The 14567-nt window shown below is 70.9% G+C and carries 11 protein-coding genes and 1 pseudogene; 4 read left to right on the top strand and 8 right to left on the bottom strand.

What is annotated here, in order from left to right:
• Positions 1-105: 105 nt before the first annotated feature.
• The 5 genes from helR to ABFX55_RS19495 form a co-directional block, all read right to left on the bottom strand.
• On the bottom strand, positions 106-2256 hold the full coding sequence (gene helR, locus ABFX55_RS19515) for an RNA polymerase recycling motor ATPase HelR (protein WP_346122967.1): 2151 nt from the start codon (positions 2254-2256) through the stop codon (positions 106-108).
• 180 nt (positions 2257-2436) lie between these two features.
• A complete protein-coding gene (locus ABFX55_RS19510; RefSeq protein ID WP_346122965.1) occupies positions 2437-3627 on the bottom strand; it encodes a glycosyltransferase in 1191 nt (396 codons plus the stop codon).
• A 725-nt stretch (positions 3628-4352) separates the two neighbouring features.
• Complete coding sequence (locus ABFX55_RS19505) at positions 4353-4883, bottom strand: pyridoxamine 5'-phosphate oxidase family protein (RefSeq protein ID WP_346122963.1); 531 nt, start codon at positions 4881-4883, stop codon at positions 4353-4355.
• Positions 4884-5244: 361 nt separating this feature from the next.
• Positions 5245-6783: an MFS transporter gene (locus ABFX55_RS19500; protein WP_346122961.1), complete on the bottom strand. Its 1539-nt coding sequence runs from the start codon at positions 6781-6783 to the stop codon at positions 5245-5247.
• Complete coding sequence (locus ABFX55_RS19495; RefSeq protein WP_346122959.1) at positions 6770-7753, bottom strand: zinc-binding dehydrogenase; 984 nt, start codon at positions 7751-7753, stop codon at positions 6770-6772. The genes ABFX55_RS19500 and ABFX55_RS19495 overlap by 14 nt, the downstream gene beginning before the upstream one ends.
• An 82-nt stretch (positions 7754-7835) precedes the next feature.
• Here ABFX55_RS19495 and ABFX55_RS19490 point away from each other — a divergent pair, with 82 nt between their 5' ends.
• Complete coding sequence (locus ABFX55_RS19490) at positions 7836-8519, top strand: TetR/AcrR family transcriptional regulator (protein WP_346122957.1); 684 nt, start codon at positions 7836-7838, stop codon at positions 8517-8519.
• 196 nt (positions 8520-8715) lie between these two features.
• Here ABFX55_RS19490 and ABFX55_RS19485 read toward each other — a convergent pair whose 3' ends face one another.
• Complete coding sequence (locus tag ABFX55_RS19485) at positions 8716-9429, bottom strand: hypothetical protein (protein WP_346122955.1); 714 nt, start codon at positions 9427-9429, stop codon at positions 8716-8718.
• 451 nt (positions 9430-9880) lie between these two features.
• Between ABFX55_RS19485 and ABFX55_RS49855 the strand changes: the two are divergent.
• A pseudogene (locus tag ABFX55_RS49855) lies at positions 9881-9995 on the top strand (antibiotic acetyltransferase); the annotation flags it as partial.
• Positions 9996-10370: 375 nt separating this feature from the next.
• A complete protein-coding gene (locus tag ABFX55_RS19475) occupies positions 10371-11381 on the top strand; it encodes an ABC transporter substrate-binding protein (protein ID WP_346122953.1) in 1011 nt (336 codons plus the stop codon).
• Here ABFX55_RS19475 and ABFX55_RS19470 read toward each other — a convergent pair.
• Together ABFX55_RS19470 and ABFX55_RS19465 are read right to left on the bottom strand one after the other, a co-directional pair.
• A complete protein-coding gene (locus tag ABFX55_RS19470) occupies positions 11378-12178 on the bottom strand; it encodes a substrate-binding periplasmic protein (protein ID WP_346122951.1) in 801 nt (266 codons plus the stop codon). The two genes, ABFX55_RS19475 and ABFX55_RS19470, sit on opposite strands and share 4 nt — an antisense overlap.
• Positions 12175-13503 carry a hypothetical protein gene (locus tag ABFX55_RS19465; protein WP_346122949.1) on the bottom strand — a complete coding sequence of 443 codons (1329 nt, stop codon included), beginning with the start codon at positions 13501-13503 and terminating at the stop codon, positions 12175-12177. Before ABFX55_RS19465 ends, ABFX55_RS19470 begins: the two co-directional genes overlap by 4 nt.
• A gap of 402 nt (positions 13504-13905) precedes the next feature.
• Here ABFX55_RS19465 and ABFX55_RS19460 point away from each other — a divergent pair, with 402 nt between their 5' ends.
• Positions 13906-14526: a CGNR zinc finger domain-containing protein gene (locus ABFX55_RS19460; protein WP_346122947.1), complete on the top strand. Its 621-nt coding sequence runs from the start codon at positions 13906-13908 to the stop codon at positions 14524-14526.
• Positions 14527-14567: the final 41 nt, after the last annotated feature.

Here is a 14567-nt window from a genome sequence, read left to right as displayed (position 1 = left end):
GGGCCGACGTGCCGAACACGGTTCGCCATGACGACACCGTCGACGTGCGCCGGCGTCCAGGAACGCCGCCGGCTCGGCCGGGAGCGGGCGTGCGTCCTGCCGAGGTCAGCCGCTCGTGAGGATGACGAGTTGCTGGGTCGCTCGGGTCATCGCGACATAGCGGTCGACCGCTCCTTCGATCCCCTCGCCGAACGCCTCCGGATCGATGAGGACGACCAGGTCGAACTCGAGCCCCTTGGCCAGTTCCGGAGTCAGTGACCGGACGCGGGAGGTCGCCCGGAACGCCGGATCGCCGATCACGCAGGCGGTCCCGTCGGCGTGCGCGGCCAGCCAGGTGTCGAGGATCGAGCCCAGCTCGGAGGCGGATCCGTGGGTGACGGGGACGCCGTTGCTGCGGATGGAGGTCGGCACGTTGGCGTCCGGCAGCGCGGCCCGGATGACCGGCTCGGCTTCGGTCATGATCTCCTCCGGTGTCCGGTAGTTGACGCTCAGCGAGGCCAGGGTGATGCGGTCGAGTCCGATCCGCTCGAGCCGTTCCTGCCACGACTCGGTGAACCCGTGCCTGGCCTGGGCGCGGTCGCCGACGATGGTGAAGCTCCGCGACGGGCAGCGCAGCAGCAGCATCTGCCACTGCGCGTCGGTCAGTTCCTGCGCCTCGTCCACGACGATGTGCGCGAACGGGCCGGCCAGCAGGTCCGGTTCGAGGGCGGGCAATGCGGTCTCGTCGACCAGGGCGTCTCGGATGTCCTGCCCGCGCAGCATCGTCACCACCCCTTCACCGTCGTCATCGGCATCGAGCAGGCGGTCGACGACCTGCGTCATGCGCTCGCGTTCGGCGGCGACAGCGGCGTCCTGCCGGCGCTTGAGTCGGGCCGCCCCCGGGTCGCCGAGCCGCTGGCGGGCCGCGTCAAGGAGCGGCAGGTCCGACACCGTCCAGGCCTGGGGGTCCTCGCGCTGCAGCGCCTTGATCTCCTCGGGGGTGAGCCAGGGGGCGCACAACCGCAGGTAGGCGGGGACCGTCCACAGGTCACCGACCAGGTCGGCCGCTTCGAGCAGCGGCCACGCCCGGTTGAAGACGGTGAGCAGCTCCCTGTTCTGCAGCAGCGACCTGCGCAGCAGGTGCGCCGGAGCCTCCTCGTCGTCGTGCTTGTCCAACAAGATCGTGAGCAGTTCCTCCCAGATCTGGTTCCGCGCGTCGTTGTGCGGCGTGCCGGGATCGGGCGCCGCGAACGCCTCGGCCCAGTCCTCGGCGCTCAGCCGGATGTCGGACCAGGGGGTCGTGACCGTCATCGGCTTGGTGGGCGGGTTCTCATAGAACCGGACGGCCGGCTCGATCGCCTCGACCAGGCGCGCCGACGACTTCAGACGCTCCACCTGCGGGTCGGTCTCGATCGCCGCCGCGGCTCCTTCGGCGACCAGGTCGCGCAGGGTGCAGGTCTGCACGCCCTCCTCGCCGAGGCTGGGCAGGACGTCGGCGACGTAGGCCAGGTAGGGCTGGTGCGGACCGACGAACAACACGCCGCCCCGGTGATGACCCAGGCGGGGGTCGGAGTAGAGCAGGTAGGCCGAGCGGTGCAGCGCCACGACCGTCTTGCCGGTGCCCGGGCCGCCGTCGACGACCAGCGCGCCGCCGGATCCCGCCCGGATGATGGCGTCCTGGTCGGCCTGGATGGTGCCGAGCACGTCACGCATCCGGGCCGACCGGTTGCTGCCCAGGCTGGCGATGAAGGCCGACTGGTCATCGAGCGCGGCGTGCCCGACGAGCCCGTCGGGGGTGAACACCTCATCCCAGTAGTCGCTGATCCGGCCGCGGGTCCAGCGATACCGGCGGCGGCTCGCCAGCCCCATCGCGTTGGCGTGGGTGGCTCCGAAGAACGGCTCGGCCGCGGGCGAGCGCCAGTCGAGCAGCAGCCGGCGTCCGGTGCTGTCGGTGAGGCCCAGCCGTCCGATGTAGACGGGCTCGCCGTCGTCCGCGCCGACCATGTGCCCCAGGCACAGGTCCAACCCGAAGCGCCGTAGTGTGCGCAGCCGGGCGGTCAGCCGGTGGATCTGCATGTCCCGGTCCATCGCGGCCCGGCCCGCGCCGCCGGGCGCCTTACGCTCGGCCTCCAGCCGGTCCGACAGGTCGGCGATCGACTCCTCCAGGGTCTGCGCGATGGCCGCGAAGTGCTGTTCGTCACCGGCGATCAGCGCCGGGTCGGCCTTCGGGGCGAGGTGGTCGGGAAGGTCGAACGCACTGGTGGTCAGGAAATTCACGTGCTTGGCTCCGATACAGGGTCGCTGGCTGCAGCATTGCGCGCAGCGAGGCGTCCGGACCGGTGTGACGAACCTGGCGGCCATGACGAGCGACGCTCTGTCTGACATGGCCCCCACATCCGTACCGGTTCCAGCCGCCAGGGGTGACGGTTACTCGTGTTCTGACGATCTACGTGTGGTTCACGCGGAGACGGGCGGCCTTGCGCGGCTGACCGCGTCCAGCAGCAGCGTCGCGGCCACCGTCGCCCCGTCGGCGCGGATCGTGCCGGCCACGGCGGCCGCTCGCGCGCGGGTCTCGAGGGCCAGGGCCGCCTCCAGCGCGGCTGACAGGGACTCGAAGGCCGGAGTGGGACCGTCGTGCGCCGCGCCGATGCCGAGCTCGGCCACCCGGCCCGCCCAGTACGGCTGGTCCGCCCCCTGGGGTACCACCACCTGAGGCGCGCCGGCCCGGGTGGCGGTCGTCGTCGTGCCCGCGCTGCCGTGGTGCACGACGGCGGCCACCCGTTGGAACAGCGCCTGATGGTTGACCTCGCCGACGGCGAAACAGTCGTCCCCGTCGTCGATCAGGTCCAGGCCGGCCCAGCCGCGGCCGACGAGGACGCGGCGGCCCTGCGCGCGGATCGCCTCGATGGCCACCTGGGCGAACTCCTTGGGGGCGCTCATGGACGTGCTGCCGAAGCCCACGTACACCGGTGGTGTGCCGCCGTCCAGGAACGCCGCCAATCCGGCCGGGAGCGGGCGCTCGTCGGTCAGGATCCACGCGCCTGTCTGCACCACGTCGAGATCCGTCGGCTGCCACGGCGACAGGATCGGGTCCGTTGCCAGCCACGGGCGGTCGGTGAAGGCGTAGTCGCGGACGTTGTCCACCGGCGGCAGGCCGATCGACGCCCGATGGGTGTTGAGCACCTCGCCGAACATCGCATTCGCGATCTCGGCGTCCAGGTCCCACAGCGCCCGGTTGTCGGTCACGTCCGGTGGCAACGGCCGGCCCCGCCGCGCGGGCGGTCGGCGGTACGGCGACGGCAGTACGACCGGCTGGTGGCTCACATGCACGTAGCGGATGCCCAATCTCTCGGCCACCGACCGCGCGCCGGCCGTGGCCGGCAACGGGCCGGTCGCCACCAGCGCATCACATCCCTCGGCCGCCGCGGCGACCGTGTCGAACTGCGCGGCCATCAACTCGGCCGCACGCTGCGGCAGGCCCACCGCCGACCCCGGCGTCACCGTGGTCGCCAGCGGGCGCACCGGCCGGCCTGTCGGCACCATCGGCACACCGGCTCCGGCCAGCAGCTCCGCGAACTCCTCGTCCGGCGGCGCGCACATCCGCGCCTCCGCGCCGAGCGCCCGCAACCCCACCGCGAGTCCCGCCATCGGTTCCACACTCCCGCGCGACCCATACGCCGACAACAACACACGCACTTCGCGTCCCCCATTTCCGCAGGTTCTGGCCTCGGTCGGCGATTCTGCAGTACGACCGGGGTCTTGCCGCAAGCCCCCCGGTGCGCTATACGTTGAGAGTGGAAAGGAGCGGGCGCTCTCCTTTCCCTTTTTGTTGTCCGCCATGGACGGCCCGTTTTGCTGCCCGCGATGGACGGACAGGCCCCCGCCAAGCGGCGGCAGGTGCTGCCGGCCATGCTCAAGGCTCCTTCGGCTGCCCTCACGGGGCGCTTCTGGCGTGCCTGGATAAGTCGACTGTCGCCAGGACGTTGAAGATGCTCCGGCAGGACGCTTCTGGGCCGCAGACCACCGCGGGGGACGCGCCGTAACCTACCGGACCACCCACCCCAAGCCGACGCCGCCCGGCAGACTCGGCGGCATTCGCCCCGCCTTCCGTCCGCTCGGGGCCGTCAGGCCGCTGGATCCCCAAGATCGTCGGTCCGCTGGAGCCGCCGAGTAAACGCGAAGGGGGTGCCGACCCCGGCCATGATGATCAGCGGGGGTCGGCACCCCGACCCGGCGCGTTGGGGTGCCGTGCAGGAGCCCGAGCCTGGAGGTGTCGGCCTCCGCGCCGGGACGGATCCGGTCCACAGCGGGCGGCGGCCGCGCCCGTATGCGTAGCGCGGCCGCTCGTCATCAATGAGGACCTGTGTAGCGGATCACGACGGGGAAGCCGCGGTGAGCTTCGCGAAATCGGGGGCGTAGACGGTCATCCAGTGCGGGTGCAGCCGGTAGTAGACCACGTCGTTGTCCCAGTCGAAGAGGTCGTCGCCATAGAAGTCCTTGAAATACGCGAGCAGGTCTGACCAGTCTGGGGCCGGCTCGCCGTCCTGGGGGTTGAGGATCTCCACCGTGCCGTGCGTGAACACGCCCAGGTCCTCCCCGCGCATGTGCGCGACGCTGGCGGCGGGGCGGGCGGCGAGGTGGCGGGCCTTGGCGGCGTCACGCGCCGTGCCGAAGTGCCACTTTCCGTGCAGGAAGTGCCCGTCCACACCGCTGATCCGGGGCTCGCCCTTCGCCGTCACGGTGGACAAGGCGAGGGTGCACATGCCGGTAAGGACCTGGGTGAGCTGCTCCGCGGTCAGCGTGCGCTCGGTGTTGATGATCGAGCGGAGGTGCGAGGTGGAGCGGGAGAGGGAGGCATCGAGGAGGGCCTGGAGCTCTTTGAGTTCTTCTGGCGTTTCGCGCATGGAGGTCCTTGTCTATCCGTAGGGCCCGGCCCGCGGCCGCCATCGACCGCCGACCGGTGACACCATGCTCGACCCCCAACCTGACACCTTGTGTCCTATTTTTTCACCCACCTTGGAGCCGGAGGAGACCGCCGCCCGCCGTGACCCGAGCCGCGCGGAGTGACGGGGCTTCGCGGTCCCGAAGGCAATGTGATCGAGATCTACGCCGACTACTGAGCGAGCCTGTCGTCAGCCGTCCTGGGGTTCGCCCTCGCCTCCTGCGCCGGGATGTCGGCGTGTGGGCGACCTACCTGATCACTGACCTGGCGTGGCCAGGCGAAACCCGGACGGCGGCGGGACAAGCAGACCTCGGCTTGCATGATCATCGCGTCCTTTCGGCCGAACGCGGGGTCGTGCGCCGCAGGGTCAGGGTCAGCAGGGCCAGCGCGACGAGCAGGGGGATCGTGATGAGCGCGTGGACGTGGAGGCTGTGGGTGAAGGCCTCCCTGGCGGCCCCGGCCAACGGGACGCCGATGCTCTCGGGAAGCCGCCGGGCGGCCTCGAGCGCGGCGGGCAACGTCTCGCGGGCGGCCCTGGCGACCTCGGGCGGAACCCCTGGGGGCAGGCGGTCGGTCAGGTAACCGCCGTAGACGCCGGTGGCGACGCTGCCCATGACGGCGATGCCCAGCGCGCCGCCGAGTTCGGCGCCGGTCTCGGAGATCGCCGAGGCGCTCCCCGCGCGTTCGGGCGGCGCCGCGTCCACCACCAGGCTGGTACCCAGGGCCATGAACGGGGTCAGCCCCGCGAAGAGCGCGACGGAGCCGCACACCAGGACGAAGGGGTTGTCGTCCGCCTGGGTGAGCAGGACAGGACCCGCGACGGAGAGGGCCGCTCCTGCCGTCATGAGGACGGCAGGGCGGATCCGGCCGGTGAGGCCGGAGACCACCAGCGCCACGACGGTGCCCGTGACCGCCGTGGGCAGCTGCCACAGGCCCGCCTCCAGCGGCGAGAAGCCGAGGACCAGTTGCAGGTACTGCGAGGTGAGCAGGCTGGTGCCGAACAGCAGGACGCCGACGAGCACCATGCCGCCGACCGGCACGGCGAAGGCGGGGATGCGGAACAGCGTCAGATCCAGCAGCGGGTGGGCCAGCCGCCGCTGGCGGCGCACGAAGACCGTGCCGATCACCAGGCCGGCGGCCAGGACCCCGGCGGACGGCAGCGCGAAGCCGTGGACCGCGAGCTCCTTGATGCCGAACACGATCGCCAGGGGAGTCAGGAGTGACAGGACCACACTGGCCGCGTCCAGCCGCCCAGCAGCCGTGGCGCGCGACTCGGGGATCAGGAAGGGCCCTGTCACCAGCAACAGCGCCATGGCGGGAACCGCGAGCAGGAACACCGCCCCCCACCAGAAGAAGTGCAGCAACACGCCCCCGATCAGCGGGCCGAGCGCGCCGCCGCCCATGAAGCCCGTCATCCAGATCGTGATGGCGAGGGTGCGCTGCCTGGAGTCGAGGAACAGGGCGCCGATCAGCGCCAGCGAGGACGGCGCCAGGCAGGCCGCGGCGACGCCCTGGACCGCCCGCGCCGCGATGAGCATGCCCGCGCTGGTGGAGCAGGCGGCGAGAACGGAGGCGCAGGCGAAGAGGACGGACCCGATCAGCAGGATCCTGCGGTGCCCGAGACGGTCGCCGAGCGTCCCCATGGTGACGAGCGCTCCTGCGACCATGAAGCCGTAGATGTCGGTGATCCACAGCAGCTGGGCGCCGCCGGGTCTCAGCTCGGCGCTCAGGCTGGGCAGCGCGAGGTAGAGCACCGACATGTTCATCATGACCAGGACGGCGGGGACGCCCAGGACCGCCAGAGCGGCCCACTCCCGCGCTCCGGCTCTGACCGGGAGCTCCGGCGCTTCAGCCGCGGACATGGGCGCCTGGGATGAGCAGGGTCTTGCCCGTGGTGGCCCGCGCTTCGATCGCCCGGTGCGCGGCCGCGGCCTCGTCGAGCGGGAAGGTCTGCCCGATGACAGGCCGCAGCCTCCCGCCTGCCGCCAGATCGAGCGCGTCGGCGATGAGAGCACGGGTCATGGCCGGGCTCGGCGCGGAGGTGAGGCCGATGACGCCGATGGAGCGCCTGCGAAGCTCCTCCTCGTCCAGGTCGGCCTCCACGCCGCTCGCCACTCCGTAGACGCTCACGCGTCCGCCTTCACGCAGCGCGCCCACCGCCACTGTGCCGATCCGGCCGCCGACGCCGTCGAAGACCAGATCGACTCCCGCGCCCCCGGTCGCCTCCATGACCTGCTCCAGCCAGCCGGGCAGGGAGTAGTCGACGTAGGCCGCCGCGCCCAGCGAGGTGACCAGCCCCGCCTTGCCCGCTCCTCGGGCGGCGCCGATCACCTGGGCCCCCTCGGCGGCGGCGAGCTGCACGAGCAGGCTGCCCACGCCTCCCGCCGCGGCCTCCACGAGGACCCGCTGTCCCGGCCCGACCTCCGCCTGCCGGTGCAGCAGCAGCGCCGTACGTCCGTCTGCCAGCAGGGCGACCGCGTCCTCCAGCTCCAGCCCCGCGGGGACGGGGACCACCTCCTGTGCCCGCGCCAGCGCCAGCTCGGCGTAGCCGCCCTCGCCGCCGGTGGTGGTGACCACGACGGCTCCCACCAGGGCCGGATCCACCTCGGGCCCGACGGCGAGGATGCGGCCGCCCACGCCGTTGCCCGGCACGCGCGGCAGCGGCGGCCTGCCGAAGGGCCCCTCGCCCGAGCGCACCTGCGTCTCGACGAAGGTGATGCTCGCGTAGGCCACCGCCACGAGCACCTGCCCCGGGCCCGGCACAGGGTCGTCGACCTGTCGCACCCTCAGGACCTCGGGCTCCCCGAACTCTTCCATCACCACGGCTCGCATGACGCCACTCCAAACGGATCGATTCGCTTCGTTTGAAAGCTATAACGGAGTGAATCGCTTCGCAAGGCGCTACAGTGGAGGCATGGCCCGCAAAGCGCCCCGGCACGCCGAAGCAGAGCGCAACGACTACGCCCTGCTCGATGCCACCAAGAAGGTCCTGGCCGTGGACGGAGCCCATGCGTCGGTGGCGACCATCGCCGCGCGCGCGGGCGTCGGTGTCGCCAGCCTCTACCGCCGCTACCGCTCCAAGGACGAGCTCTTCCAGCACCTGTGCGCGCTCTCGCTCGACCAGTGGATCGAGGCCGCCGAACGCGGCCTTGAGCACGACGACCCCTGGGAGGGGCTCGTCCACTACGTCAACGCCAGCGTCGAGTTCAGCGGCGGCTCGCTCGGGCCGCTGGCGGGCACGATCGCCGTCACCGACGACATGGCGACCAGGTTCACCAGGTCCGACGAGCTGATGCGAGAGCTGGTCGAGCGCGCGCACGTCGCAGGAGTGCTCAGGCCGGACGTCACGGCCATGGACATCTCGCTGCTGATCGAGCAGCTCGGCAAGTCCCCTCTGATCGAGCAGCTCGACCGGCAGGGCCGTACCGACCTGGCCGACGCGGCCCGCAACGCCCGCAGGCGCATGATCGCCATCGCTCTCGACGGCCTGCGCCCGGGCCATCCGCCGCTGCCCGGCACCGCACCCGCTCCCGCCCTGCTGGCCGAACGCTGGGAGCACACCCCCGCGGACTCGGCGAGGCCGCCCGAGCGGCCGTAGGACGGAGCGGCGGGAGACGAACCCACGCGGCAGCGCAGCCGCGCCCCGCCGTCGGCGCCGGCCTCGGGCGTCGAGGCGGCCCGCTCAGCCGAGCCGACAGGTTCGGGAAGCACCCTCTCGCTCCACTCCACCGACCGCGAGCGACCGTTCCTCCCGGTTCGGCGGGCGTCTGGATCCGCAGCAGAGCAGGTGGCTCCTACCAGTCGGTGAGGTCGACCAGGCGGATGCAGTGAGGATCGGGTTCGGCGTAGCGGTGGGTCTCGGTGATGAGGGATGGAAGCGCGGTCAAGAGCGCTGTGAGGGCTCCTGATGGACGCGTGTCCACCGCGACGACGCCTTGCGGGACTTTGCTGGAGGCCAGGTAGAGCCGGAGTGTGTCTGCGGTGCGGAAGAGGAATCCGAGCAGCAGCGGATCAAGCCGTCTTTCTGTCCAGGGGCACACGAGGGTGCGCAGGATCGTGTAGGCGTTGTCCTCGGGTGTGCGTGCGGAGGGAGCGACGGACAGGGGATCCACCGTGATGAGGGGGATTCCCATCACGTCGCTGACGTGACTGCCGGGGTCGAGGCCGCTGCCTGTGCAGATCGTGCGGAGGATCCCGGTGATGTCCATGCCGGTCAGGTAGTGGTCGTCGACGCGTAAGGGGATGTCGTAGCCGACCATCTGGTCTGGTTCGTCGACTGATCCGTTCGGGGGGCCGAGGAGCACGCACACCGATGGCGCGGATGCCGGGGCCGGAAGAATTCCGCGGATGTACACGGAGCCGGCGAGTGGGGTGTGCGTATGGTGGATCAGCCGGGCGACGATGCCGGCCTGCTGCTCTGTGATGTCCTCGTCCAACACCTTTGTCTCCACTGGTTCGTCCGGCTGGGGCATCCAGTCCTTCACACCCTTGCAGGAGGCGATGATCACGTCGTCTCCCTCTTACCACCTTCTCCGACACCCGTCGAACGACTCCGGCGGCGGCCCGGTCGCCTTCAGCCGCTCCAGCTTGACGATCTCCGCGAACAGGGTGTCCAAGTTTCTTCGCCGCGCTGGTCGTGGTGCTCACTGCCCTGCCCGCCGCCGTTCCTCTCGCGGATCTGGGCGCGCACCTGCCGGCCGGGCCCGCTGAGCGCCTGGTCGGGGGCCTCATAGCCTTGGCTTCCGGCCGGCCAGCGGCTCAGCGCGGGTGCCCGGCACAGCGGCGAGCCGGGAGCTCGCCGGGCAGGTCGACGTCTCGGCGGCGGCCGCCTTCTGCGCATCGCGGGATGCCTGAAGCGGTGATGGGGCATTCGATCGCTTCTCTCACGGGCAGGTGGCAAGATCGTCATCTTCGATGCCGGAGGAGTCTGATGAGCAAGCTCACGCCACAGCTGATCGTGGCGTACGGATCGGCGACGGCGCGATCGTCGCTGCAGGAGCCCTGGTCACCGGCGACGTCCCGCCGTACACCATCGTGGGCGGCAACCCGGCCAAGGCCATCCGCGCCAGGTTCGCGCCGGACGACGTCGCGAGGCTGCGGCGCGAGGCCTGGTGGGACTGGCCGGTGGAACTGGTCACCGAGAATGTGCGCACGATCATGGCCGGCACCCCGGCCGAGATCGAGGCCATCGCGGAACGCGAGCGACTGACGATCCCCGTCGAATGAGCGCAGCGCCGGGCGACTCGCGCAGACCCGCGATCACCACGGACTGGCCGGGGATGTACGTGTCCCACCCGAATGGTGTCCCCTCTGTCATCACCTGCCTCCCCTGGAGCCGACCTTCCTCTGGGAGGTCGGCCAGGGGAGATCGGTTGCGTGACTCTCGTGACGGAGTGTCGAATGGGATCGGGCACACGGGCGGGATGTCGGCGAACCCCTTGGAGGGTCAATGAGGCGGTTGGCCATCGCATTGGTAGCGGTCCTGCTGGCCGCGGGATGTTCGACGCCGAGACGGGACAAGATCACGGTCGCGTGCGGCGCGAGCGAGCAATGGTGCGCGATGATGGTCAAGAGGTTCTCCGACTCCACCGGCGTGGAGGCCGACTTCGTCCGGCTGTCGAGTGGAGAGGCGCTGGAGCGGATCAAGACGGCCAGGGCGCGGCAGGAGTTCGACGTCTGGCACGGCGGTCCGGCCGACTCCTACGTGGCCGCCAAGAGCCAGGGCCTGCTGGAGCCGTACAAATCCGAGAAATCCGGTGAGATCCGGCAGCAGTGGGCTGATCCGGAGAACGCCTGGAGCGGCATCTACGCCGGCGTGCTGGCCTTCTGCAACAACACCAAGGAGCTGGCCAAGCGAGGCATGAAGCCGATCCGCTCCTGGCGGGAGCTGCTGGACAAGCGGCTGCGCGGCAGCGTCGCCATCGCCCATCCGGCCACCTCGGGAACCGCCTACACCGCTCTGTGGACGCACGTGGAGCTCAGCGGCGGCGATCAGGACGCGGCGCTCGGCTACCTGCGCGGTCTCCACCCGAACGTGCTGCGATACAACTCCTCCGGCAGCGCGGCCGCCCTGCAGGCGGCCAAGGAGGAGGCGGCGGTCGGCGTGGTCTTCTCCCACGACTGCGTCGCCGCCCAGGAACAGGGCTATCCGAACCTGGAGGTGACCTTCCCGCAGGAGGGCACCGGTTACGAGCTCGGCGGCCTGGCCGTGCTGGCCGGGGCGCACAACCCCGACAGCGCGCGGACGTACGTCGACTGGGCGCTGAGCGGAGCATCCCAGCGGCTGGGGCCGCTGGTGAAGTTCTACGCCCTGCCCACCAACACCAAGGTGCCTGCGCACTCCAAGGCGGCCGACCCCGCGACGGTCAAGCTGGTCTCCTACGATGTGGAGGTCGCCGGGCGCGCCAAGCAGGCGCTCGTCGACAGGTTCAGCGCGGAGATCGCTGGGCCGCCCGCCTAGGAGCAGCCCTCGAACTGCGGGACCGAGATCACCGACAGGTCGATGCCCGACTTGCCGAACCACTTGTCCAGCAACATGTGCGCCGTGCCGTCCTGGTACATCCGGGTAATGGCCCTGTTGAGCTCCTCGCAGCCGTCGACGTCGCCCTTGCGCACGCCGATCGACGTGCGCTGCTCGTTGAAAGTCGCGCCGACCAGGTGCAGGTCGACGCCCGGCTTGGTGAGCAGCCCCGCCAGGATCTGGCTGTTGGTGGAGATGGCGTCGATCCTGCCGTCCTCGATCATCTCCAGGCAGACGTTGTAGTCGGGTGCCGGGACGACGATCGCCTCGACCCGGCGCTCGTCGACGATCCGCTGGGCGATGTTGGTGCCGCGCACCCAGCAGATCCTGCGGCCCTTCAGGTCGCGGACGTCACGGATGGCGCCCTTGTCGGCCGGCCGTACCGCGATGTCCTGGAAGTCGACGTGGTACGGCCCGGCGAAGTCGATCACCTTCTTGCGCTCAGGGGTGACCGACATGTGGGCGAAGACCAGGTCGGCACGCCCGTCCGTGAGCACGGTGAGCTGGTCGCCTGCCTTGATCTCCAGCCAGCGGATCCGCTTGCCCAGCCGGAAGACGAGGTCCTTCGCCACGTCGATGTTGAAGCCGTCGTAGGCGCCGTCCTGCCCCTTGAAACTGATCAGCGGGACGTCGGAGCGGATGGCGACGACGAGCTCGTCGTCGTCCATGACGGATTCCTGCCGCGCGGCGCCGCAGGCGGTGAGCAGCAGCATCAGGCAGATCAGCAGTCTTCTCACCGGTACTCCCTGAGCCGTGGCCAGACACCGACCAGCACGAGCAGGGCGCCGGCGGCCAGCCCGGCGGGGATCGACCGCCACAGCGTCTCCAGGGCTCCGTCGCCGCTGTCGATGGCGCGCTCGAAGTCGGACTCGTGCCGCCGGACCAGCTCCTCCAGCACCTTGTCGTAGCTCTCGTAGGCCTGGGTGAGCTCGCCGTCCCAGAACTTGATCGCCGCTTCGGCCCGCATGGTCCGCATCCGCGCGTCGGCCTGCTGGAACCTCTGGTAGACGGCGAAGAGTCGCTCGCGGTCCTGGCGCGTCAGACCACCGAGCAGTCCCTGGAAGTTCGCGCGCAGCTTGCTCTGGTAGTCGGGCAGGCTGGTGGACTCCACGGCTGCGATGGTCCGGGACTTGTCCAGGAAGGTGTGTTCGTAGGTGTCCTTGCGGAAGCGGTCGAGCAGGTAGCGGCTCTGGTCCCCGTGCATGCTCCTGCTGATCGCCCGAGCTCTGGTCAGGGTGAGCACCGAGTCGAAACCGCGGCGCTTGGCCTCCTCCAGCGCCTGGCCCTGCCGGTTGAGCAGGGCCGTGCCGGTCACCAGGCCGGCCGCGGTGAGCACGGTGGCGATCACCAGGGCCGGCGCGAAGACCCTGCGGAACCTGCTGGTCAGGTAGGCCTGCAGACCCAGCAGGCAGGCCAGCGCGAGCAGCCCGGTGACGATGACGGCGGTGCGGGCCAGCGAGGTGGCCGAGCGCTCGGCGTCGTGCGCGCGCCTGACGATCGTCCCGGTCTCCAGGGTCAGGTTGTAGGCCTGGGGGAGCAGTTCGCGGTGCATGAGGTCGGTGGCCCTCTGATAGGCCTCGACCACGTGGTCGGGCGGCCGTCCCGCGGTGTGCTCGGACTGCACGTCCAGCAGCCGTGCCTGGGCCGCCAGCCGTTCGTAGCGGCCCAGCCCCTCGATCAGCGACTCGACCGTGCGCTGCTCGACGGGGTCGTCCAGGGCCAGCCGGTAGGCCTTGAGCAGGCTCTCGGAGATCTCCAGCCGCCGCTGGTCGTAGCTGGTGAGGTCGGCCTGCTGCTGCGGGCCGTACTCCCTGCCCAGCAGCAGGGTCTCGGCCACCAGCGCGTCCATCTCCGACATCTGCCGATGCAGGCCCGTCGTGGCGAGCACCTGCGGCCCGGCCTCATGCCCGATGGTGCGCAGGCCGGAGCCCGTACTCGCCGCGCCGCCCAGGATCGCGGCCAGCAGCAGTGTCAGCGTCACCAGGGACAGCCCGGCCAGCGTGCGCACCCGCCCGGAGACCGACTTCGCTCGCCGCACCGGAGGTGTCGCCGTCACCGTCACGGCCCGCTCCGGCGGGAGACACTGGGGTCGTTGGTGTGCACCGCGCCTCCCGAGATCGACTCGTGCTGGGAAACCGAGCATGACCACGGGCGCGGCAGGTCCGCAAGAGGGCCGCCGCCGGCGATGCCGAAAAGATCAACGGACTGTGTGGCGGCCGGCCCCCACGGTCTTGCCGAACGGCCGCACGACCTGCGGAAGGCCCGGCCCGCCCTGGCGATGCACGGCCGCCGCGCACTGAATCGGCCGAAAGCACGGTCGCGAGCCGCGAGACCCGACTCGTGGGCTGCGCTGGGCCACCTGGGCCAGACCATCCGGGTTCATGGACTGAGAGAGCTGACGCCGACGAAGACGCGAACGGATGCATGCGACTTCAACCGTTAGAGGGATCGGTAGGGTGACGGCATGCGAACACGCGCGCCGCTTCTGGGCGAGGCATTGCCGGTGGAGCTGATGAACACCGTCTGGGCCGACCGTGACGGCGTTCATGACGCGCTGGACGAGCCCGCCGCCGCCATGGCCTGGCTGCGCGCCGTCGCCCCTGGCCTGGACCACCTGAGCGTCGCCGATCTCGACGCCCTGGCGCCCGGCGACCTCGACCACCTGACCCAGCGGCTGGTCCGCCTGCGCGATGCGCTGCGACGGCTGGCCGCCGAGGCCACCGGTGATCCGCGCTCCGCGGCGGCTTCGGCGACGAGCGACCTGCAGGCCGCCGTCACCGCGGTCAACGAGGCCGCCGGCGCGCTGCCGCGCTGGTCGGCGCTGGTCTGGACACCCGGCGGCCCTCCCACCCTGCATACCCGCACCAGCGGCCAGGCGGCTGCCGCCATCGTCTCGGCGATCGCCGAGGAGGCCGTCGTCTTGTTCGGCCAGGACGACCGGCTACGGCTGCGCGCCTGCCAGGGCCCCGGATGCGTCCTGTACTTCCTCAAGAACCATCCCCGCAGGGAATGGTGCTCAGCGGCCTGCGGCAACCGGGCCAGGGGCGCGCGTCACTACCAGCGCCACCGCCGCCGACCCGCCTGACACCCCGGCCTCCGGCTGCGCGCCTACGGTTAAGCCGGACA

The sequence above is a fragment of the Nonomuraea roseola genome, assembly GCF_039535395.1.
Classification (GTDB): domain Bacteria; phylum Actinomycetota; class Actinomycetes; order Streptosporangiales; family Streptosporangiaceae; genus Nonomuraea; species Nonomuraea roseola.
The sequence above is the reverse complement of the archived record's forward strand: the minus strand, read 5'-3'. Positions and strand labels throughout refer to the sequence as shown.